Annotated in this window: 16 protein-coding genes; 6 read left to right on the top strand and 10 right to left on the bottom strand. The window is 66.9% G+C overall.

Going from position 1 to position 20,349, the window contains the following annotated elements; genetic code table 11:
- From AB0L58_RS34060 to AB0L58_RS34045, 4 genes are all read left to right on the top strand, one after another.
- A partial coding sequence (locus AB0L58_RS34060) for a hypothetical protein (RefSeq protein WP_364393471.1) occupies positions 1-382 on the top strand: 382 nt, incomplete at its 5' end.
- A 314-nt stretch (positions 383-696) separates the two neighbouring features.
- Complete coding sequence (locus AB0L58_RS34055; protein WP_364393469.1) at positions 697-1,716, top strand: hypothetical protein; 1,020 nt, start codon at positions 697-699, stop codon at positions 1,714-1,716.
- Between the two features lie 73 nt (positions 1,717-1,789).
- Entirely contained in the window at positions 1,790-2,830 is a 1,041-nt protein-coding gene (locus AB0L58_RS34050; protein ID WP_364393467.1) for a hypothetical protein, read from the top strand.
- Positions 2,831-3,047: 217 nt separating this feature from the next.
- Positions 3,048-4,262, top strand: coding sequence for a PLP-dependent aminotransferase family protein (locus AB0L58_RS34045; protein ID WP_364393465.1), 1,215 nt, complete (start codon positions 3,048-3,050; stop codon positions 4,260-4,262).
- On the opposite strand, the gene glpK is transcribed toward AB0L58_RS34045, so the two are convergent.
- Positions 4,235-5,743, bottom strand: a complete 1,509-nt coding sequence (glpK, locus tag AB0L58_RS34040) for a glycerol kinase GlpK (RefSeq protein WP_364393463.1) — start codon at positions 5,741-5,743, stop codon at positions 4,235-4,237. The genes AB0L58_RS34045 and glpK overlap by 28 nt on opposite strands.
- Before the next feature lie 180 nt (positions 5,744-5,923).
- Here glpK and AB0L58_RS34035 point away from each other — a divergent pair, with 180 nt between their 5' ends.
- Positions 5,924-6,331: a transposase gene (locus tag AB0L58_RS34035; protein WP_364393461.1), complete on the top strand. Its 408-nt coding sequence runs from the start codon at positions 5,924-5,926 to the stop codon at positions 6,329-6,331.
- A gap of 158 nt (positions 6,332-6,489) precedes the next feature.
- Entirely contained in the window at positions 6,490-8,223 is a 1,734-nt protein-coding gene (locus tag AB0L58_RS34030; protein ID WP_364393459.1) for a glycerol-3-phosphate dehydrogenase/oxidase, read from the top strand.
- Positions 8,224-8,226: 3 nt separating this feature from the next.
- Here AB0L58_RS34030 and AB0L58_RS34025 read toward each other — a convergent pair whose 3' ends face one another.
- From AB0L58_RS34025 to AB0L58_RS33985, 9 genes are all read right to left on the bottom strand, one after another.
- Positions 8,227-9,498 (bottom strand): HAMP domain-containing sensor histidine kinase, encoded by a 1,272-nt coding sequence (locus AB0L58_RS34025; RefSeq protein WP_364393457.1) that lies wholly within the window; start codon positions 9,496-9,498, stop codon positions 8,227-8,229.
- On the bottom strand, positions 9,495-10,169 hold the full coding sequence (locus AB0L58_RS34020; protein ID WP_364393454.1) for a response regulator transcription factor: 675 nt from the start codon (positions 10,167-10,169) through the stop codon (positions 9,495-9,497). Before AB0L58_RS34020 ends, AB0L58_RS34025 begins: the two co-directional genes overlap by 4 nt.
- A 54-nt stretch (positions 10,170-10,223) precedes the next feature.
- Complete coding sequence (locus AB0L58_RS34015) at positions 10,224-10,445, bottom strand: hypothetical protein (protein ID WP_364393452.1); 222 nt, start codon at positions 10,443-10,445, stop codon at positions 10,224-10,226.
- A 92-nt stretch (positions 10,446-10,537) separates the two neighbouring features.
- A complete protein-coding gene (locus AB0L58_RS34010; protein WP_364393488.1) occupies positions 10,538-11,119 on the bottom strand; it encodes a TetR family transcriptional regulator in 582 nt (193 codons plus the stop codon).
- Between the two features lie 62 nt (positions 11,120-11,181).
- Positions 11,182-12,543: a hydroxysqualene dehydroxylase HpnE gene (gene hpnE / locus AB0L58_RS34005; protein WP_364393450.1), complete on the bottom strand. Its 1,362-nt coding sequence runs from the start codon at positions 12,541-12,543 to the stop codon at positions 11,182-11,184.
- 69 nt (positions 12,544-12,612) lie between these two features.
- On the bottom strand, positions 12,613-13,446 hold the full coding sequence (locus AB0L58_RS34000) for an MBL fold metallo-hydrolase (protein ID WP_364393447.1): 834 nt from the start codon (positions 13,444-13,446) through the stop codon (positions 12,613-12,615).
- The gene (locus AB0L58_RS33995) at positions 13,446-14,012 is read right to left on the bottom strand and encodes a TetR/AcrR family transcriptional regulator (protein ID WP_364393445.1); all 567 of its coding nucleotides are present in this window, start codon (positions 14,010-14,012) and stop codon (positions 13,446-13,448) included. Before AB0L58_RS33995 ends, AB0L58_RS34000 begins: the two co-directional genes overlap by 1 nt.
- 322 nt (positions 14,013-14,334) lie before the next feature.
- Positions 14,335-15,141, bottom strand: a complete 807-nt coding sequence (locus AB0L58_RS33990; protein ID WP_364393442.1) for a DNA-formamidopyrimidine glycosylase family protein — start codon at positions 15,139-15,141, stop codon at positions 14,335-14,337.
- 344 nt (positions 15,142-15,485) lie between these two features.
- Positions 15,486-20,339 carry an ATP-dependent helicase gene (locus AB0L58_RS33985; RefSeq protein ID WP_364393440.1) on the bottom strand — a complete coding sequence of 1,618 codons (4,854 nt, stop codon included), beginning with the start codon at positions 20,337-20,339 and terminating at the stop codon, positions 15,486-15,488.
- Positions 20,340-20,349: the final 10 nt, after the last annotated feature.

Raw genomic sequence — 20,349 nt, 5'->3', positions numbered from 1 at the left:
CATGCGCCTCGAGACCCGGCTGGGTTGGATGGCCGCGCCCTTCGGTGCGGATGCGAGACGGGCCGCGAGCGGGTCGTTCGTGAGACTTGCTCCGTGGTGGTCGCTGGTTGTGGGGCGTTCGGCACCTGATGTGCGCGTGCTGGACGGGCTTGTCCCGCGGTTGCGGCGCATGCGCCTCGAGACCCGGCTGGGTTGGATGGCCGCGCCCTTCGGTGCGGATGCGAGACGGGCCGCGAGCGGGTCGTTCGTGAGACTTGCTCCGTTGTGGTCGCTGGTGGCGGGGCGTTCGGCACCTGATGTGCGCGTCGGACTCGGGGCTGCGGTGCATGCGCTTCGACGGCTCGGCTGGGTTGGATGGCCGGGTCCTTCGGCGTGGACGTGAGACGGGCCGCGAACGTCGCTCATAAGACAGCTCCGTGGTGGCCGGATTTGCGGTCGATCTCGAGTGCCCCGAGTCTTACTGTCTTGTCTGGATTTTCATCGCGTTGCCAGTCCGCCGCGCATGTGGTTCACTTCCCGCAGAGATGCGATCGGCGGGCGATCGCGAGGGTTCTGTGTGGGGGGATCGATCCTTTCCAGCGGGAACGGCGAACGGCCGCTTGGTCGTTCGCCGGTCTTCGTTCGTGGACCAAGCGTCTCACCAGGGATAACTGCGTGTGACCCACTCGGTCGCACACGGGAAAGGGATTGCGAAAAGTGAAACATCGTAAGCCGAGTCGGGCGCAGCGGGCGATGGCGAGCACATCGTTGCCACTGGCCACTGCGGCGGCCGTGGCCACGCTCTTCGCGGCGCCGGCGGGGGCGGTTCCGGATCAGCCGAGTACACCGACCACCCCGGCACCCGCGCCCGCCGATCCGGGCGCCACCGCGCCGACGGATCAGGGCCAGCCGGAGACCACCAAGCCGGAGCCGGGCAAGCCGGAGACCAAACCGTCGCCGACGCCGAGCCAGCCGGGTGTCACCACGCCGGATCCGAACCAGATCATGCCGAATCCGCCCAAGGATCCGAAGCTGTCCCAGCCGACCCAGCCGGGTGTCACCACCCCGCGCGTCGCGCCGCTGCCGGTTCCGGGGCAGACCGGTCCCGCGCTGCCCGCCGTGGTGCCGGAGACGGCGCCCGGCACGGCTCCGACGCCCGCGCAGCCCGGCACCACCGCGCCCGGCGCTACCAACCCGAGCGATCCGAACGCCCGGACCGCGCAGCAGCCGGAGACCGACACGGTGGTGCAGCAGCCGCGCTGGGTGGCCCCGCGCTTCCAGCAGGCCCCCGCCGCGCCCGTCGTCGAGATGGACGGGCCGCATCAGGAAATCAGCGCCAATATCGACGGTGGCTCGCTGGCACCCGGCTATGTGGCCAACACCCACCACTTCAACAACGCCTCGGGCTACGTCGGCACCATCGGCTACCACACGCCGACCGGTCAGGGTGAGGCCGGTGTGTCGGTCGAATACATCGGCGCCAACAGCGTCAAGATCACCTCCTACACCGGTGGTGAGGGTCTGGCCGACAACAAGACCGAGGTCATCATCGACACCACCCAGGCCAATCTGGCCAAGGCGGCCGTCGAGCACTGGATTCGCGAACAGCCGGGTGGCGCGGCTGCCCTCGAGGCCGCCGCGCAAGTTAAACTTCCGGTGCCGCCAGGCGAACTGGCTCCGCAGACGGTCAACGTTGCCGGGGTCACCACCCAGTGGGGTGGGTCACTCCAGTACTGACACGAGCTGATTCAACGGGTGGGGCGGTCGTTCACGACCGCCCCACACGTGTGTCCTGGGGAAAGGATTTGGTGTGGGCTCCGAGGGTGATGGCAGGGACAACGAATCCGACCGGTCGGGGTCGGAATTCGGACCCCCGTTGGACGATTTCGGCCCGCCGGTCTCCGATTTCGGCCCGCCGGTCGGCGAATTCGGTCCGCCGACGGGTGGGCAGGTTCGGCCGCAGTGGTCGGTGCCGGAGCCTGCCGCCGATCATCCCGAGCTGATCTGGCGTCCCGCCGACGAACCGCCGACGGTGCCGCCGCCACCGCCGCAGTACCGCGCGCCGGATACGACCGTATTCGGCGATGCACCGCCACCACCGACCCGGCGACCCGAGCCCCCGGTCGAACCGGATCCCACCGAGGCCACCGTCCGGCATGCGGCGCCGGCCGCGGGCCAGCGCGACACCTGGTGGAACAGCCCCACCGAATCCGGCGGGGTACCGAAGCCACCGTCCGAGCCGTCTGGCCTGTCCTGGGCCGAGGATCCGATCGCCAAACGCCTTGCGCCGAAGCTGATCTCCGACACCATCACCGCGACTCCGCGGCATGGTTCGCGCGGCCGGTGGATCGTCCTCGGTGTGTTCGCCGCGATTGTGGTGGTTCTCGCGCTGGTCGTGACCTTCGTCGCGGTCCGCCGCGACGACAACAGCGGTCCGAAGGCGGTGCCACCCGCGCCGCCGAGCACCTCCGCCGCCCTGAGTTGCCCCGCGAGTAAAGACGGCAAGGTGACCCGCGGCAACGGGCAGGGCGACACCTCGAGCGGCCCCGGTGCGATTCTCGGCTTCCAGTACGAGTTCTACGTCGACCGCAGTGGTGAACGTGCGCGCAGATTCGTCGCACCGGATGCCGAGAATGTGTCGACGGCGGAGGTCATCCAGCAGGCCATCAATGAGCAGATCCCGGTCGGTACCACGCATTGCCTGCGGATTGCCGAGGCGGCCGCGGACACCTTCGAGGTGGACCTGACCGAGCATCGGCCCGACGGTACGACCAATGTCTACCGGCAGACCATCATCACCGTGGTCCGGGACGGCAAGACCGTGATCTTCGCGATCCGAGAGCGTGTCTGAGCTCTATCGCGACCAAGAGCGGAAATTCATCCCATGATAGAGTGCGTGGGCCGCTGATTTCGCAAGCACATGGGTAACTCTTCGGGTACGCCCAGAACTCAGCACGCACCCGAACCATCAGCCCGCGATGAGACAATCGCACGCACGCAACGACCGGCAGCATCCCGGGGGAGCGAGTGGGATTTCGCGCACCGTGGCGTCCCCTCGGAGGTTTTCCATGTCGCCGACCAATCCACCGCTCGCGGCCAAGCTGGGCGGCCTGAAGAGCTCGGCGATTCGTGACCTGCTCAAGCTGACCGCGCGTGACGAGGTGATCAGCCTCGCGGGTGGTTTACCGGATGCGGAGTTGATGCCGAGGGAACGGCTCGCCGCGGCGGCCGATGCGGCGCTGCGGGGTTCCGCGGTGTTGCAGTACACCGAGTCGCCCGGGTGGGCTCCGTTGCGCGATGTGCTGCGGCAGCGGGAGTCGGCGAAGCTCGGCCGCGCGGTGGGGCTCGACGAGGTGTTCGTGACCCATGGTTCGCAGCAGGCGCTTTCCCTGCTCGCCGAGGTGTTGCTGGATCCGGGCGCGCTGGTTGTTGTCGAGGATCCGGCGTATGTCGGCGCGCTGCAGGTGTTCCGGGCGGCCGGGGCCCGAATTGTCGCGGTGCCGTTGGACTCCGAGGGCATGCGGCTGGACGCGCTGAAAGAGCTGCTGGCACGCGGTGAGCGTCCCGTGATCGTGCATACGGTGAGCAATTTCCACAATCCGGGTGGCGTCACCATGAGTCCACCACGGCGTCGTGAGTTGGCCGAACTCGCCGATACCTACGGCTTCTGGGTGATCGAGGACGATCCGTACGGTGAGCTCTGGTTCGACCGGCCCTCGCCCGATCCCGTGGCCACCTACTCCCGCAATGTGATTCGGCTCTCCAGTGCCTCGAAGATCCTCGCGCCCGCGCTGCGGGTCGGCTGGATGGTGGCGCAGGAGCGGATCTGCCGCGCGGTCGAATTGCTGAAACAAGGTGCGGATCTGTGCGGTTCGGCGCTGACCCACCAGATCGCCGCCGACCTGCTCACCGATGAAACCTGGCTGACCGGCCACGTCGACACTGTTCGCGCCGCATACGGCGACCGCGCCAAGGCGCTCGTGCATGCCGTGCGCACTCGCTTCGGCGACCGCGTCAGCTGCACCGACGCCGCCGGTGGCATGTTCGTATGGGCCGATTTCACCGACGGCACCGACACCGATCGGCTGCTGCCCCGAGCGCTACAGCACGGCGTCGCCTTCGTCCCCGGCTCGGCCTTCGCCGTCGACACCGACTACAGCCACTCGATGCGCATGTGCTTCACGACATTCGAGCCGTCGACGCTGGAAACGGCGGTAGACCGGATGGCCGGTGCTGCCGAGCGGCTGAGAGCCACTCAGGCGGGGGAGCCCACCCAGTTGTAGGTGCGCTCCACGGCCTTGTTCCAGGCGGCGAGGTGGGTTGCGCGGTCCGTGTCCGACATGGCGGGCTGCCAGGTCTTATCCGCGGCCCAGTTGGCGCGGATGTCATCGGTGCTCTCCCACAGCCCGACGGCGAGCCCGGCGGCATAGGCCGCACCCAGTGCGGTGGTTTCGTTGACGACCGGGCGCACCACCGGCACATCGAGGATGTCGGACTGGAACTGCATGAGCAGATCGTTGCCGACCATTCCGCCATCGACCTTGAGCGTGGTCAGTTCCAGCCGCAGCTGCTGGGATTCGGCGTCGGCACGCATCGCATCCATGACCTCGCGCGTCTGGAATGCGGTGGACTCCAATACTGCCCGCGCCAGATGCGCCTTGTTGACGAAACGGGTCAGGCCCGCGATGACGCCGCGGGCATCCGGGCGCCAGCGCGGCGCGAAGAGGCCGGAGAACGCGGGGACAATGTAGGCGCCGCCATTGTCCTCGACGCTGCGCGCCAGCGGTTCGATCTCTTCGGCGGCGGAAATGATGCCGAGATTGTCCCGGAACCATTGCACCAGTGAGCCGGTCACCGCGATGGAGCCCTCCAGCGCGTAAACCGCAGCCTCGCCGCCGAGTTGGTAGCAGACCGTGGTGAGCAGTCCGTGCTTGCTGAATACCGGTGTGGTTCCGGTATTCAGCAGCATGAAATTGCCGGTGCCATAGGTGTTCTTCGCTTCGCCGGGCGACAGACAGGCCTGGCCGAAGGTCGCGGCCTGCTGGTCGCCGAGAATGCCCGCGACAGGTATGCCCGCCAATGGGCCGGAGCCGATCTCCGCGTAGATCTCCGATGAGCTGCGGATCTGCGGCAGCATCGACTGCGGTACCCCGAATTCCGCGCAGATCCGCGAATCCCATTGCAGCGTACGCAGATCCATCAGCATGGTGCGCGACGCATTGGTCACATCGGTGATGTGCTGACCGGTGAGATTCCACAGCACCCAGCTATCGATGGTGCCGAAACACAGCTCACCGGCCTCGGCCCTGGCACGCGCACCCTCGACATTGTCGAGAATCCACCGCAGTTTCGGGCCGGCGAAGTAGGTGGACAGCGGCAGACCGGTGCGGTCCTGATAGCGCGTCGCGCCGAATTCACCGCCCAATTCGGTGACCAGGCGGTCGGTGCGGGTGTCCTGCCAGACGATCGCATGATGAATCGGCTTGCCGCTGGCCCGATCCCACACCACGGTCGTTTCGCGCTGATTGGTGACGCCGACCGCGTTGATCTCGTCGGCGGCGATTCCGGTGCTCCGCAGCACCTCGCCGAGTACGAATTCGGTATTGCGCCAAATGGTTTCCGGATCGTGTTCGACCCAGCCCGGCCGCGGGAAGATCTGCTCGTGCTCGCGCTGTGCGATACCGACGACGCGGCCCTGCCGGTCGAAGATGATGCACCGACTCGAGGTCGTGCCCTGATCAATGGCGGCCACATAGCGACGCATTTGTGCAGGCTACCGGGTGCGGGGCGGAACCCTGCGTGTCAGGGCGTGGTGCAGGTCGCACGGAGGCCGCCAAGGGGTCGAGCGCGCCCTGGGCCGGGTGATAAACAAACAGCACATAGGGCATGAAAAAAAGGTGTTTGCCTGTGCGAATATCACCGTATTCGGTGATAGGCCGAGGATATGGTGTGGGTGTGTGGTTGCGGTACAACTACCGGATCACCCCGAGCCCGGGGTAACAAGTCGCGTTGGCCAGGGCGTTCGGATGCGCGCGAACGCCGTCTTCGCAACGCGCAACCAGTGTTGGCGCGAAAACAGAAAGGATCGAACAACCGCGCCGAAGCCCGAATACGAGTCGCCAAGGTACACGCGAAGATACGGGATGCGCGCACCGATTGGGCACACAAGCATGCGACGACGATCATCCGCGACAACCAAGCCCGACTGTACGTCGAAGACTTGTGCGTCCGGAGGTCGGCGCGAACCCGGCTCGCGAAAAGCGTGCACGATGCCGGACGCGAAGCACGCCGCGCATCACATCGCGACCGGCCGGCTGTCGGACTAGTGTCGTTATCGGTTACCGACGAGTAGCGCTGCTTATATGGCCGCGGGCGACACGGCATCGGCCCCGACACGGGATCGTCGCCGACTCCCTTAGCCTGTACAACAGGACCCCCTGAGCAGCTCGATCGTGTGCCCGAAAGACCACAAACGTCGTCTATACCCGACGCCGGCTGGAGGAGTCGCGCATGACCAACAAACCGGAATCGCAGTTCCTCGGTCCCGAGCAACGTGCGACGGCATGGGAGCGCTTCGGTAAGGACCACTTCGACGTGGTCGTCGTCGGGGGCGGCGTGGTCGGTTCGGGAATCGCGCTCGACGCGGCCACGCGCGGGTTGAAGGTCGCACTGGTCGAGGCCCGTGATCTCGCCTCCGGCACCTCCAGCCGGTCGTCGAAGATGTTCCACGGCGGACTGCGCTATCTGGAGCAACTGGAATTCGGACTGGTGCGCGAGGCATTGCGAGAGCGCGAATTGTCGCTGGCCACCCTCGCGCCCCACTTGGTGAAGCCGCTGCGGTTCCTCTACCCACTGACCCGCCGCGGCTGGGAACGCCCGTACGTGGCCGCCGGACTGGTGCTCTACGACACCATGGGCGGCGCGAAATCCGTTCCCGGCCAACAACATCTATCCCGGCACGGCGCACTGCGGCTGGCGCCCGGACTGCGCCGCGACGCGCTGGTCGGCGGCGTCAGCTACTACGACACGGTCGTCGACGACGCCCGCCACACCATGACCGTCGCTCGCACCGCCGCGCACTACGGCGCGGTTATCCGCACATCTACCCAGGTCGTCGGGTTCCTGCGCGAGGCGGACCGGTTCGTCGGGGTGAAGGTGCGCGACAGCGAGGACGGCCGCACCGGCGAAATCCGCGCGCATGTGGTGATCAACGCGACCGGTGTGTGGACCGACGAGGTCCAGGCGCTCTCGCATAATCGCGGCCGCTTCCATGTGCGCGCATCCAAGGGTGTGCACGTTGTGGTGCCGCGCGACCGCATCGTCAGCGACGCCGCGATCATCCTGCGCACCGCGACCTCCGTGCTGTTCGTCATCCCGTGGGGTGCGCACTGGATCATCGGCACCACCGATACGGACTGGAATCTGGATCTCGCCCATCCGGCGGCGACCAGGGCCGATATCGACTATCTGCTGAACCGGGTCAACCAAGTGCTGGTCACTCCGCTCACACCCGCCGATATCGACGGCGTGTACGCGGGCCTGCGGCCGCTGCTCGCGGGCGAAAGTGATTCGACCTCCAAGCTTTCGCGCGAGCACGCCGTCGCGCGGGTCGCGCCCGGACTTGTCGGGATCGCGGGCGGCAAGTACACCACGTACCGGGTGATGGCCTATGACGCGGTCGACGAAGCGGCACAGGACATTCCGGCGCGTGTCTCACCGTCCATCACGGAGAAGGTGCCGCTGCTCGGTGCCGACGGCTACTTCGCGCTGATCAATCAGACCGTCCACCTCGCCGAGACATACGGCGTGCATCCGTACCGGATCAAGCATCTGCTCGATCGATACGGTTCGCTCATCGACGAGGTGATGACCATGGCCGACGGCAAACCCGAACTGCTGCAACCGATTATGGACGCACCATCGTATCTGCAAGTGGAGGCCGTCTACGCGGCCGCGGCGGAGGGCGCGCTGCATCTGGAGGACATTCTGGCCCGCCGGACCAGGATCTCCATCGAATATTCGCACCGCGGCGTGAACTGCGCCGAACAGGTGGCCCGGTTGGTCGCACCCGTACTCGGCTGGGACGAGGGCGAAATCGACTGGGAGGTGGGCACTTATCAGGCCCGAGTCGATGCGGAGGTCCGCTCCCAGACTCAGCCGGACGACCCATCCGCCGATGCCCTGCGCATCGCCGCCCCCGAACCGCGCCCGGAAATCCTGGAACCGGTTCCATTGGACAGCTGAGGTCTAGTCGAGAGCCGGCGGCGGCAGCACGATCGATGCGATCGTGCCGCCACCGGTGGCCGGTTCCATTGTCGCGGTGCCGCCGTGCAATTCGGCGATCCACGCCACCAGCGCGAGCCCGATCCCGCTGCCCCGTCCGCCGGTCACCCCGCGCCCGAACGGACTGCTCGACAGCTGCGGATGCAAACCCGCGCCGTGGTCACGCACACTGACCCGGCCATCGGCCACATGCACCTCGACGGGCGCACCCCGATTGACCGCCCCGTGCGTGATCGCATTCTCGATGAGATTGCGCACCGCGAGGCTCAGCAGATTCGGATCACCGACCACCACAGTGGGATTGGCCTGCAGCACGATATCGGCCTGTGCGAATTCCTCGACCACGGATTCGGTGAGCTGATCGAGCAGCAGCTGCACCTTCTCCATGGTAGTGACGCCCGCCTGCATGCGCGCACGCGCCAACAATCCCGCGACGATCCGCTCCATCCGACCGCCCAATGCACTGGCATCGGCCAATGCGCGCTCGACCTCGTGCGGATTGCGCCGCCGCGGCGCGGTGACCAACCCGAGAGTCGTGAGCGGCGTACGCAATTCGTGTGCGGCATCGCCGAGGAAACGCTCCTGCTCTTCGAGCAGCACAATCGCCTGCCGCATACTCCGGCCCGAGAGCAGATGTCCGGCCACCGCGGACAGCGCGACCAGCGCGAGCCCGCCGACGACGAGACCCCAGATCAGCAGCGCTCGATCACGGTCGAACGCACCGGGATTCGTGCCCGCGATGACCACCGCCTTGGTCTCGGAGTCCTCCCAGGTGATGGGTGTCGCCGCGATACGGACCGGACGACCCGCACCGTCGTATCCGTCGCGGAAGATGGTCTCTCCGGCCAGGTCGGCGTCATCGGCGAGTCCCGCGACGCCGTCGTCCTTGGGCAGCCAGGAGCGCAGATGCGCGAAATCCTCCTGCCACTTGCCATTTCCGGGCGCGCTGACCACCACCACCGCGACCTCGCCATTGGCGAGCGCGTCGTTCTCGAGCTGGCTGATATCGATGGTTTCCTCGCCCTCGGGCAGGTCGACGGCGCGAAAGAGTCCGCTCACCACCCGATCGAGCGAATCGTCGAGCGCGGCCTCCCGCGAGCGGGCATCGATGGTCGCCGCGACGATGCCGAGAATGATCAGACAGGTCGCGGTGATGGCGGTGATCAGGGCGGTGAGCAGCCAGCGGGTGCGGCGGAGACGGGCCACGGCGGGGCGGGCATCCGCCGTGGAAATCACGGTGCGAATGAGTCACTTCCGATCAGGAAACCGGTGCCGCGTACGGTCTCGATCACCGGCGGCGCGCCGAGTTTGCGGCGCAACTGCGCAACGACCGCGTCGACGACATTCGATGCGGGTTCGGCCATTTCGTCCCAGCAGCATTCGATGAGCTCCGAACGCGAGACGACGCTGCCCGCGCGGGTGGCGAGCAGTTCGAGTACGGCGAATTCCTTCGGCGTCAGCGAGCGCAGAATGCCCGCGCGCTGCACCCGGCGACGCGGCAGGTCGATATCGATATCGCCGAGGACGATCCGGGCCGGTGCCGGATATTCGCGCCGCCGCGACAGCGCACGCACCCGCGCGGCGAGTTCCGGCAGTGCGAATGGTTTGACGAGGTAGTCGTCGGCGCCGTGCTCGAATCCGGCGATGCGGTCGACAAGTGCGTCGCGGGCGGTGAGCATCAGGACCGGCACCCGCTGACCCCGCGCGCGGTGCGCCGCGACCAACTGCAGTCCGTCGCCATCAGGCAGGCCGCGATCCACGACGAGCACGTCGTAACCATTGACGGAAATCTTGAAATCGGCATCCGCGAGCGAGGGGGCGAGGTCCACCGCGAAACCGGCCGAGCGTAGTCCCGCGGCGACTTCCAAGCCGAGCCCCTCGTCGTCCTCGATCACCAGCACTCGCACGAGGTCAGAGAATAAGGTATTTCACATCTGGTGCGCAGACTGGTGTCCGAGTACTCAGTAGGTGTACAGATCCCAGCCGCCGGGAACCTCGCGGCACTCCCACTGGGTGCCACCGGTCTTGGGCGAGTTCCCGTCGGCGGCGCAGGCCTCATAGGTCGCGTAGTTGCCGATGAACTCCGTGTGCATCGGGGCGGGCGCGGCCGAGGCGACACCGGCGCCCGCGGCGACGGCACCGAGGGCGAACATTCCGGCGGTGATCGCGGAGCGGATCTTCATGGTTTTCCTCTCTTTCGCGCGGGCTGTTCCCGCGTTGGGACAAGAAAACCAAGGTGTCCGTGAGAATTTCGTGATGACGCTGAAACCGCTGTTCAGTGCTCCTTTTTCGGAGTTTCGACCTGGGTGGCCCAGGCCATGAGCGACCGAATGTAGCGCAGTACCAGTTCATCCGGGTACTGCTGCGGATCGGCCAGATGCAGCCGAGTCAATTCCTCCAACGCCGCGAGCATGATTCGCTCGGTAGCGCCATCGGGATCGACGGTGACCCCGGCATAGCGCGACAGATGCCGCGCGCCGATCGCCCGCGCATAAGCCCGGCCGAGTTCGAGCCGTTCGCGCAGATCCGGCGGTCCGCCGTCGGGCGGGCTGAGGATGATCCGCCAACTGGTCGGCGCGGCATGCAGATAGGCGAGGATGCCGCGGCCGACCTGATCCACATCGTCATCGGTGCCCGCCCAGTCGACGCTGCCGATACCGGCGAGCGCGATGGCCGATTCGCGATCCAACAGCGCGGTCATCAGCCCGGACAGGTCGGTGAACTGCTGATACACCAGTGCCCGTGCGACCTCGCCCTCGCGCGCGACCCGATCGATACTCACCGCGCCGAAGCCGTCGGCGGCGACGATATCGCGCGCCACGTCGAGTAGCTGTGCGCGCCGGTCGGCCGCGGACATGCGGCGCTTGGGTGTGGGGCAGGACTTCGCAGTGGGCTGCTCGGACGTCGAGCGCTCCGTGTTCACGGCAACGACGGTAGCGCAAGCAGCAGGTCCACCGCCTTGGCGGCGCTCTGCACGGCGCTCTCCATGGTGGCCGACCAGTCGGTCGCGGTCCAGTCACCGGCCAGCACCAGTGTCGGTACCGAGGTGCGCTGATCCGGGCGCAGGCCGTGTGTGCCGACCACCTGGGAGAAGGTCGCTTTCGGCATCCGGACCACGTGTCCCTGAACGACTTTCGCGTTCTCGGCGGCGGGGTAGTAGCGGCGCAGCAGCCGCATCTGCTCGTCGATGATCTGCTGGTTGGTCTTGTGGATCTGTTCGTACGCACCGCTGGTGGTCAGGCAGTACAGCCAGGCCCGGTCGGTGCTGCGTCCGGTCATCCGCTGCCGGTCGAAGACCTCGTCGATGATGCCGGTGCCGCCGATCAGCGCCTCGAATTCGGCCTTGGTGCCGAGCGGTCGGTCCAGGTATAGGTTGGTGCTGACGATCGGTGTGTAACCCAATTTATCCGCGGCGGCGTAGATTTCGGGATGTTCGGGCAGGTCGTCGAGCAGTCCGCCGATATTCGAATTCGGTACCGCGCAGACGACGGCATCGGCAGGGACAACCGAGCCGTCGGCGAGCACCACCCCGGTCACCGCGTCATTGTCGATATTGATGCGACGAGCCACCGCACGATGTCGGACCTCGACGCCGTACTTCTCGAAAACCCGTTCGGCTCCGGTGATATAGAGCGTATCGAGGTCGGTCGTCGGGTAGCCGATGGTGACCGCCCTGCGGTGTTCGATCCCGAGCCGGATACCGGTGGCCAGCAAATCGGCGAGAATCTTGGCCGATTCCTGCTGCACGGGCTCGGCCGCGAGACCGAGAGCGAGCCAGTCCCACAAAGCTTCTCGCGCCGCGGCGGGCATACCGACTCGGTTGAACCACTGTTCGGTGGTGAGGTCGGCGAGATCGGCGGGCTGGTGCAGGCTCTGCCAGCCCAGCCGAACCGTGGCACGGGCCGCGCGCAGTCGATCGAGCAGGCTCATATCCGGATGCGCGCCGAAAAGGGTGCGCCATGCCCCCCAACCCTTCGTGACTACGGAGGTGCTACGTCCGCCCGGCCAGCGCAGTGTGCCGCCCTGGGGAAAGGCGACGAACTCGCGGGTGCCGACGCTGGTCAGGTAGCGGAACAGATGGTCGTAACCGCTGGCGATCACATGCTGGCCATTATCGGGAAGATCGTCGGCCGCTTCGACTTTCATCGCATGCGTCCGGCCGCCGAGTCGGCCGCGGCGTTCGAGCAGGGTGACCTGCTTACCCGCCTCGGCCAACCAAACCGCGGATGCGAGCCCGGCCAGTCCGCCCCCGATGACCACGTACCGCCGCGGATCGTTCACATTGCACTCCCTAGGTTAACTTACATTCCGCAAGTTAATCGTGAGTGCTTGGGCCGTCAAGGGTTTGGCTTAAACGCCGATCTGCTCCATGGCGTGGAATTCGATCGAACTGTGCGCGGAGAACACCGTGACCTCGTTGCCATGGTCGCGCACCAGTTCGCGCAACCGCTGCTGATTCCCGATGCGGGCGGCGGGAAGTGTCTGCACATTCTTCTCGAACATGGCTGTGCCGAGCGGTTGTCGCGGACGCACCGGGGCGAGGACGCCGGGGTGGTAGTAGGAGTCGCCCGCGGACAGCAGCCAGCCGTTGCCGGTATCGACGGCGACGCCCGCATGACCGCGGGTATGCCCGGCGAGCGGGATGATCAGGATTTCCGGTGGCAGACCGGTCAATTCGTGCACGGCGTCGAAACCGAACCAGCTGTCGCCGGTATCCGCATAAGACTCCCAGTGCGGACCGTGCCGGAACTGAGGTTCTTTGTAGCGCAAGCGTTCTTCGGGTGTATGCCCGCCCTGTAGGGCACGCAGTTCCTCGGCGTATACATGCACCCGCGCGTGCGGGAAGTCGGCGAGACCGCCCGCATGGTCGAGGTCGAGATGGGTGAGCACGATATCGCGCACGTCCTCGCGGCGGTAACCCAGCGCTTCGACCTGGCGCACCGCGGTCTGTGCGAGATCGAGGACCGGATTGGTGAGTCGGACGAAGCGGCGGCCGAGCCATTCTTCGGGCCGATGCACCGCCTGCTCGCCGATGCCGGTCTCCACCAGTACGAGTCCGGAGTCGAGTTCGAGAAGCAGGCAGTGGCATACCATTTCGGCGCGGCGGAAGATGCTGCCGGTGCCGTCGAAGAGTCGGCCGCCGAGTGGGCGCATGGTGCCGCAATCGAGGTGGTGCACACGCATCAGGACAGCTCCCGTTCGAAGGTGGTATGCAGGTGGGCGGCGACCGCGCGCAGCGGCGCGACATCACGGGTGGTCTTCGCGATCAGTAGGGCGCCCTCGATCGTGGCCAGCGCGACCGTGGACAGTTCGGTCGCCCGCTCGCGGCCGATTCGCTTGTCGCGCAGATACTTTTCGATCGACTCGCGCCAGGATTCGAAACCGGTGACGCATGCCTGCCTGATCGGTTCGCTCTCACGTGCCGCGTCGAGCGCGATGGTCGCGATCGGGCAGCCGCGCTCGAAATCGGATTCGACGAGCAGCGCGGTGAGGATGTCGAAGACGGTGGCGATATCGCCGCCATCGGCGAGGACCGTGTCGAGTCGGTCGCGCAGTTGCCTGCTCGATTGGGTGAGGGCCTCGGCGGCTAGTTGCTCCTTACCGCCGGGGAAGTGGAAGTACAGCGAACCCTTGGGTGCGCCGCCCGCGCTGACGAGTTGATTCAGGCCGGTGGCGTGATAGCCCTGGGTGTGGAAGAGGTCGGCCGCGGCGTCGATGAAGCGTTGGCGGGAGTCGGTGCGAGGTGCCACGCCCTCACGGTACGTGAACTATGACGACCGGTCTAGTTAGTTCGGAATACTGGCGACTATTCGAGGTGGTTGGTGGTGGTGGATTCGGGGTGCTCGGATCGCCGGTGGGGGAAAGGGCATGCAGGAGTAGATAACTGAAGACCGCGGTGGCGGCGAGGGCGAGGAAGGCGGCGAGTAGTCGACTGGCAATCGCGATGAGACGTCGCGTTCCGGTGCCAAGTGCCATCACTCTTGCCAGCTCCTACCTGCTTACTCGTGCTCCCGATAGCTAGTCGCGCAAGAGTGGACAAGTGTTAGCAACTGAAGGGCAATCAGCGGGTCATCAGGCGGGTTCGGGCTGGCAGCGGGGGCAGAAGTAGATGCCGCGTTCGCGCTGGGTGATCCGGTCGGACTGGGTGTTCCGGACCGTGCGGCCGGGTTGGGGTTCGGTTTCGCCGAGCAGATGGACGACCATGCGGGTGCCGCAACGCTGGCACGGGCGGCGGGCGCGGCCATAGGCCAGTGGCCGCCACGGTGGTTCGGTGGCGGCTTTGGTGAGTACGCGATGGGCCTCGTGCACGAGGGCGAGCAGGTCGGGGACGTCGCCGACCGGGGTGGCCGGGTGCACCCGGCGCAGGAAGCAGATTTCGCTACGGTAGATATTGCCGATACCGGCCAGGTTGCGCTGGTCGAGCAGGGCGAGGCCGATCGGTTGGGCCGGATACCGCGCCAGCCGTCGCACCGCCTCGGTCACATCCCAGTTCGCGCCGAGCAGATCCGGGCCGAGATGGTCGGTGGCGGTGTGCTCGTCCGCGCGTCGCAGCACCTCGACGGTGCCGAGCGAAAAGCCGACCGCCTCGGTGTCATCGGTGCCGAGCACCAGCCGGGCGGTCACCGGCGGCCGCGTCCACCGTTCACCGGCGCAGTAGGTCCGCCATTCGCCCTCCATCTTCAAATGGGTGTGCACGCTGACCTCGTCGGTTCGGACGAACAGATGCTTGCCATAGCTCCCGACGCCCTCGACCCGCTGCCCCACCAGATCGACCGTGGCATAGCGCGGCACCCGGAAATCGCTGCGGATCAGCGTTTTCCCTTCCAGCGCGAGCCGCAGTCTGGCCGCGGTCAGGAATACGGTGTCACCTTCCGGCATGGCTCGACCCTAGGTTGATTCGGGCCGGGGTCAACGTCGGCTCCGCCGTGCGAGTGCGCGCATCCCCGCGCGATTCCGGCTTCGCGGTGTGCGCGTGGCTGTCGTCGTGTGGTTGTGGTTTGGCTTGTGTGCGTGGCCGTCGTCGTGTGGTTTGGCTTGTGTGCGTGGTGTTGTCGCGCGGTCGTGGTTGTGGCTTGGTTGCGTGCGTGGTTGTTGTCGTGTGGTTGTGGCTTGGCTGTGTGCGTGGTTGTTGTCGCGCGGTTCTGGCTTCGCAGTGTCTGAGTGGTCATCGCTGCGCGTGCCGCGTTGCCGTAGCGGTAGCCGTGTGCGGGTTCGTCGCCGGGTCACGGCTTGCTCCGCAAACGGAGGCCGCGTGGGGTTGCGGAGAATCCGGCCTCGGTGAGGAAACCGGCGAAGGTGTTGCCGTGCACGGTTTCTCCGTCGACGCGGTCGATCACCAGTGCGTCGACGCGGCGGTCCCGCACCAGATCGGCCAGGGCGGTGGCCGCGGCCTGGCGGACGTTCGGATCCTCGGTGAAGGTGAGCAGCGTTTTTCCGCCGCGCTCCAGATAGAGCGCGAGTTCGCCGTCGACGAGTACGACGATGGCGCCAGCCTTGCGTCCGGGGCGGTGGCCCGCGCCTTCGGAAGGACCCTTCGGCCAGGGCAGCGCCGCGCCGTAGGGATTCGCGGGATCGCTCGCCGCTATGGCGAATGCGGCGCTGCGGCGTCTTCCGCCGGTGTCGGGGCGGAGGCGTTCGGTGTCGAAGGAACGCAGTCGGTCCACCACATCGGTAGTGGAGAACTGTGCGCCGCCCAGCGAATCGATGAAATAGCCACGGCGGCAACGACCGCGATCCTCGAATTCGGTGAGCACACGGTACATGAGCGCGAATCCGCCCGGCACACCCTCGTTCTGCACCGAGCCGCGGGTCAGTACGCCGTACCGCTCGAGCAGGGTGTCCGCCGTGGCGTGGGCGCGCAGGGTATTGTCGGCCACCCGATCCGGCAGCAGGGACCAGCGGCCCGCGACGGCGGGTGGTCCGGATCTGGTCGGCATATTCGGTCGTGGCAGGTAAGCCCGTCCGCGTGGCGCGCGCCGCGGTGTGCGATGGGCGGTTGTGGTCCGTGCGGTCCCCGACAGCAGTGCGCGGACGGGAGCGAAGGTGTCACCGGAAACCACGCCTGCCCAAACGAGCTCCCACAGTGCGTTCGCGACTGCGGTGTCGTCGAGAAGTCCGGTGGTATCGGAGAGTTGCCGGAAGAAGTACGCGCCGCCGCCGTGCAGGACCGGCGGAAGCCGCAGTGGCCCGGCGGCGTTGGCTGTGGTGGAAATGCCGGGAATCGCGGAAATATCCTGTGCCGCATCATCGTCCAGCGATACAACCTGCTCTGCTCCCGCGCCGGGCGGTGCCTCGGTATCGGCTCCGAGCGGCGTCCATGGAGCGATCGATGCGCCCAACGCGCTGAGCAGGCGCAGGTGCACCTCGGACAGTTCGATCTCGTCGGCAGGCGTCAGCGTGAACGGCGCCTGATCAGCCAGGTGCAGCGCGATCCAGCCGTCCTTGGCGGTAATGGCGCCGTGCCCGGACCACATGACCTCACCGGTGGCCATCAACTCGTCCAACATGGCAGGGGAGTAATCGCGCACCCGCGCGGGCAATACCAGCGATTCCCATGCGGAAGCGGGAATCGGCACTCCCGCAAGCTGTTCCACCACCGCCGCGACCCCGTCGACGCCGCGCAATTCACCGGTGCCGATGTGCTGCCAGGACGGCAGGAAGCGACCGAAGGCGGCGGTCGCTACCGGTTCCACCTCGTGCCGTGCGGCCGCGAGCGACCGGCGGCGCAATCGGCGCAGCACCTGGCTGTCGCACCATTCCGAGCCACTGGCCGCGGGTGTGAATTCCCCCTCTACCACACGCTTTTCCGTGACCAGTCGATGCAGAGCCGTCGCGGCGACCGCGGTACCGAGTCCGAAACGGGCGGCCACGGCTTCGGTAGTGAACGGTCCGTGCGTGCGGGCATAGCGCCCGACCAGGTCGCCGAGTGGATCGGCGACCGGTTCGATGAATGCGGCCGGGGTGCCGATCGGGAGCGGTACGCCGAGCGCGTCGCGCAGGCGTGCGGCATCCTCCACCGCGACCCACCAGGTTCGTCCGGCGAAGGTGACCTCGAGTGCGCGCTTCGACTTCACCAAGTCGGCGAACCATTCCGCCGGATCACCGGTCCGCTCCACGGGCTTTGCCGTATCGGGTCGAACCGCTGTGGCATCGACGCATCGCTGTTCGGCTTCCTCGGCCGTGAGTGGTCCGAGCAGCCGCAGTAGATCGGCCAACCCTTCCGCATCCCGCGCCGAACGTTCGGGTGTCAGCCGCTGCAATTCCCGCTCGGTCTGCTCGATGACGGTGGCGTCCAGCAGCTCCCGCAGCTCCACCCGCCCGAGCAGTTCGGCGAGCAGACTCGAATCGAGTGACAGCGCCGCGGCCCGACGTTCGGCCAGCGGACTGTCCCCGTCGTACATGAACTGCCCGATGTAGTCGAACAGCAGCGAATTGGCGAACGGTGACGGTGTCGCGGTCTCGACCTCTACCAATCGCACCTGGCGGCGTGCCACCCGTCCGAGCAGCTCGCGTAGCGAGGGCAGATCGTAAACGTCGCGCAGACATTCGCGCACCGTCTCCAACAAGATCGGAAAGTCCGGAAACTTCCGCGCCACATCGAGCAATTGCGCCGAACGCTGCCGCTGCTGCCACAGCGGCGCACGCTTACCCGGATCGCGTCGGGGCAGCAGCAGCGCCCGCGCCGCGCACTCCCGGAATCGCGATGCGAACAGTGCCGATCCACCGACCTGTTCGGTGACGATATCGTCGATCTCATCGGGTTCGAAGACGAAGAGCTCGGCACCGGGCGGATCGTCGGTGGTGTCGGGCAGTCGCACCACAATTCCGTCGTCGGAGGCATTCGGCGCGACATCCACCCCGAATCGCTCGCGTAGCCGGGCACCGATCGCCAATGCCCACGGCGCATGGACCGGCAGGCCGTACGGCGAATGCAAAACCAGCCGCCAATCGCCGAGTTCGTCGCGGAACCGCTCGACCATCAGGGTCTTATCGGTGGGCAATTGTCCCGTGGCAGTGCGTTGTTCATCGAGCAGGGTCACCAGATTCGCGGTGGCATTGTCGTCGAGGACAGCCCCACGCACGAGTGCGGCGAACGCCGGATCCGCCGCGGCCGTTTTCTTTCCGTCGGCCTTCGGGTCGAAATCCTGCGGCGAATGCGCACCGGCCTTGCGTCCACCCAGCTTGCGTATGAATTCACCCAGCGCCGCACCGAGTTCGGCGGGGCGGCCGAGTCCGTCACCATGCCAGAACGGCAACCGTCCCGGCTGTCCGAACGCGGGGGTGACCAGCACCCGATCGAAGGTGATCTCCTCGATGCGCCAGCTGGTTGCGCCGAGGGCGAATACATCGCCGACGCGCGACTCGTACACCATCTCCTCATCGAGTTCGCCCACCCGCGAGGCCTTTTCGCCCACCATATAGACCGCGAACAGACCGCGGTCCGGTATCGCGCCACCCGAGGTCACCGCCAGGCGCTGAGCACCGGGGCGACCGGTGAGCGTGCCCGCGTCGCGGTCCCAGACCAGCCGGGGCCGCAATTCGGCGAATTCGTCCGACGGATAGCGACCGGCGAGCAGATCGAGTACCGATTCATATGCCGACCTGGGCAGCGATGCGTAATTGCCGGTGCCGCGCACAGTGTCGAACCAGGCATCGACATCGATGGGCTCGAGCGCGCAGGCCGCGACGGTCTGCTGGGCCAGGATGTCCAAGGGGTGCGCGGGAACTTCCAGCGCCTCGATCTGCCCGGCCGTCATCCGCTGTGCGGCGACCGCACAGTGGATGACATCGGTGCGATGCTTCGGGAACAGCACCCCGCGCGAGATCTCACCGACCTGGTGTCCGGCCCGCCCGACCCGCTGCAACCCACTCGCCACCGACGGTGGCGCCTCCACCTGCACCACCAAATCCACCGCGCCCATATCGATTCCGAGTTCGAGACTGCTGGTGGCAACCACGCAGCGCAGCCGTCCGCTCTTGAGATCGTCCTCGATCAGCGCGCGCTGCTCCTTGCTCACCGAACCGTGGTGTGCGCGGGCCAGCAGCGGATCGGCGCCATGGATCACTTCGGTCGACGCACCGAGTTGGGCGGGCGGTTTGTGCCCGCCGCGCGCGTTCGGCCCGGAGGAGGCAGTTTGCGTAACCACCGAGGGCCCCGCGCCCGGCGAATCGGACACGGTGTCGACGGCCTCGCCCAACCGAGCCGCATACGCCTCGTTGAGCCGCGCGGTCAGCCGCTCGGCCAACCTGCGCGAATTCGCGAAGACGATCGAAGACCGGTGCTCCAGCACCAGATCCACGATCGCCTCGTCCACATGCGGCCAGATCGATCCGGGCTGATCGGAATCGCCCGGCTCGGTCATATCCGCGATCGGCACGCGCACAGACAAGTCGAAGGTCTTCGGTGCGGGCGGCGAAACGATCGTGATCGGCGCATTCCCCACCAGGAACCGCCCGACCTCCTCGGGCGGCCGCACCGTCGCCGAGAGCCCGATCCGCTGCGCCGGCCGCTCGGTCAGCAGATCCAACCGGGCCAGCGACAGCGCCAGATGCGCACCGCGCTTACCGCCCGCGATGGCATGCACCTCGTCCACGATCACCGTGCCGATATTGCTCATCGTCTCCCGGGCGGCCGAAGTGAGCATCAGGAACAGCGATTCGGGCGTGGTGATCAGAATGTCGGGCGGTGTCCGCTGCATCGATCGCCGGTCCGCCGCACTGGTATCGCCGGAACGCACACCGACGGTGATCGTCGGCGGGTCCAGGCCGAGCCGCCTGGCGGTCTGGGTGACCCCGACCAGCGGCGCGCGCAGATTCCGCTCGACGTCCACCGCCAACGCCTTCAGCGGTGACACATAGAGCACCGAGGTGCCGACCTTGCCCTCGGGCTTTGGTCGGGTCGCGAGTTGATCGATGGCCCACAGGAAGGCCGACAGCGTCTTGCCCGAACCGGTCGGCGCGACGACCAAGGTGTGCTCGCCTGCGGCAATGGCCTGCCATGCGCCCAACTGAGCGGATGTCGGCGCGGGAAACGCGCCGTCGAACCACTCCTGGGTCGCGGTGGAGAACTGGGCCATGGCATCAGTG

It is taken from the genome of Nocardia sp. NPDC052112 (genome assembly GCF_040680135.1).
Taxonomy (GTDB): domain Bacteria; phylum Actinomycetota; class Actinomycetes; order Mycobacteriales; family Mycobacteriaceae; genus Nocardia.
This window is presented reverse-complemented; position numbering and strand designations above follow the sequence as displayed.

Excerpts from the sequence above, each read along its gene's own strand:
- AB0L58_RS34045 (WP_364393465.1), top strand. The coding sequence starts at position 3,048 with ATGTCGCCGACCAATCCACCGCTCGCGGCCAAGCTGGGCGGCCTGAAG.
- glpK (WP_364393463.1), bottom strand. The coding sequence starts at position 5,743 with ATGCGTCGCTATGTGGCCGCCATTGATCAGGGCACGACCTCGAGTCGG.
- AB0L58_RS34035 (WP_364393461.1), top strand. The coding sequence starts at position 5,924 with ATGGTGTGGGTGTGTGGTTGCGGTACAACTACCGGATCACCCCGAGCC.
- AB0L58_RS34030 (WP_364393459.1), top strand. The coding sequence starts at position 6,490 with ATGACCAACAAACCGGAATCGCAGTTCCTCGGTCCCGAGCAACGTGCG.
- AB0L58_RS34015 (WP_364393452.1), bottom strand. The coding sequence starts at position 10,445 with ATGAAGATCCGCTCCGCGATCACCGCCGGAATGTTCGCCCTCGGTGCC.
- AB0L58_RS34010 (WP_364393488.1), bottom strand. The coding sequence starts at position 11,119 with ATGTCCGCGGCCGACCGGCGCGCACAGCTACTCGACGTGGCGCGCGAT.
- AB0L58_RS34000 (WP_364393447.1), bottom strand. The coding sequence starts at position 13,446 with ATGCGTGTGCACCACCTCGATTGCGGCACCATGCGCCCACTCGGCGGC.
- AB0L58_RS33990 (WP_364393442.1), bottom strand. The coding sequence starts at position 15,141 with ATGCCGGAAGGTGACACCGTATTCCTGACCGCGGCCAGACTGCGGCTC.
- AB0L58_RS33985 (WP_364393440.1), bottom strand. The coding sequence starts at position 20,339 with ATGGCCCAGTTCTCCACCGCGACCCAGGAGTGGTTCGACGGCGCGTTT.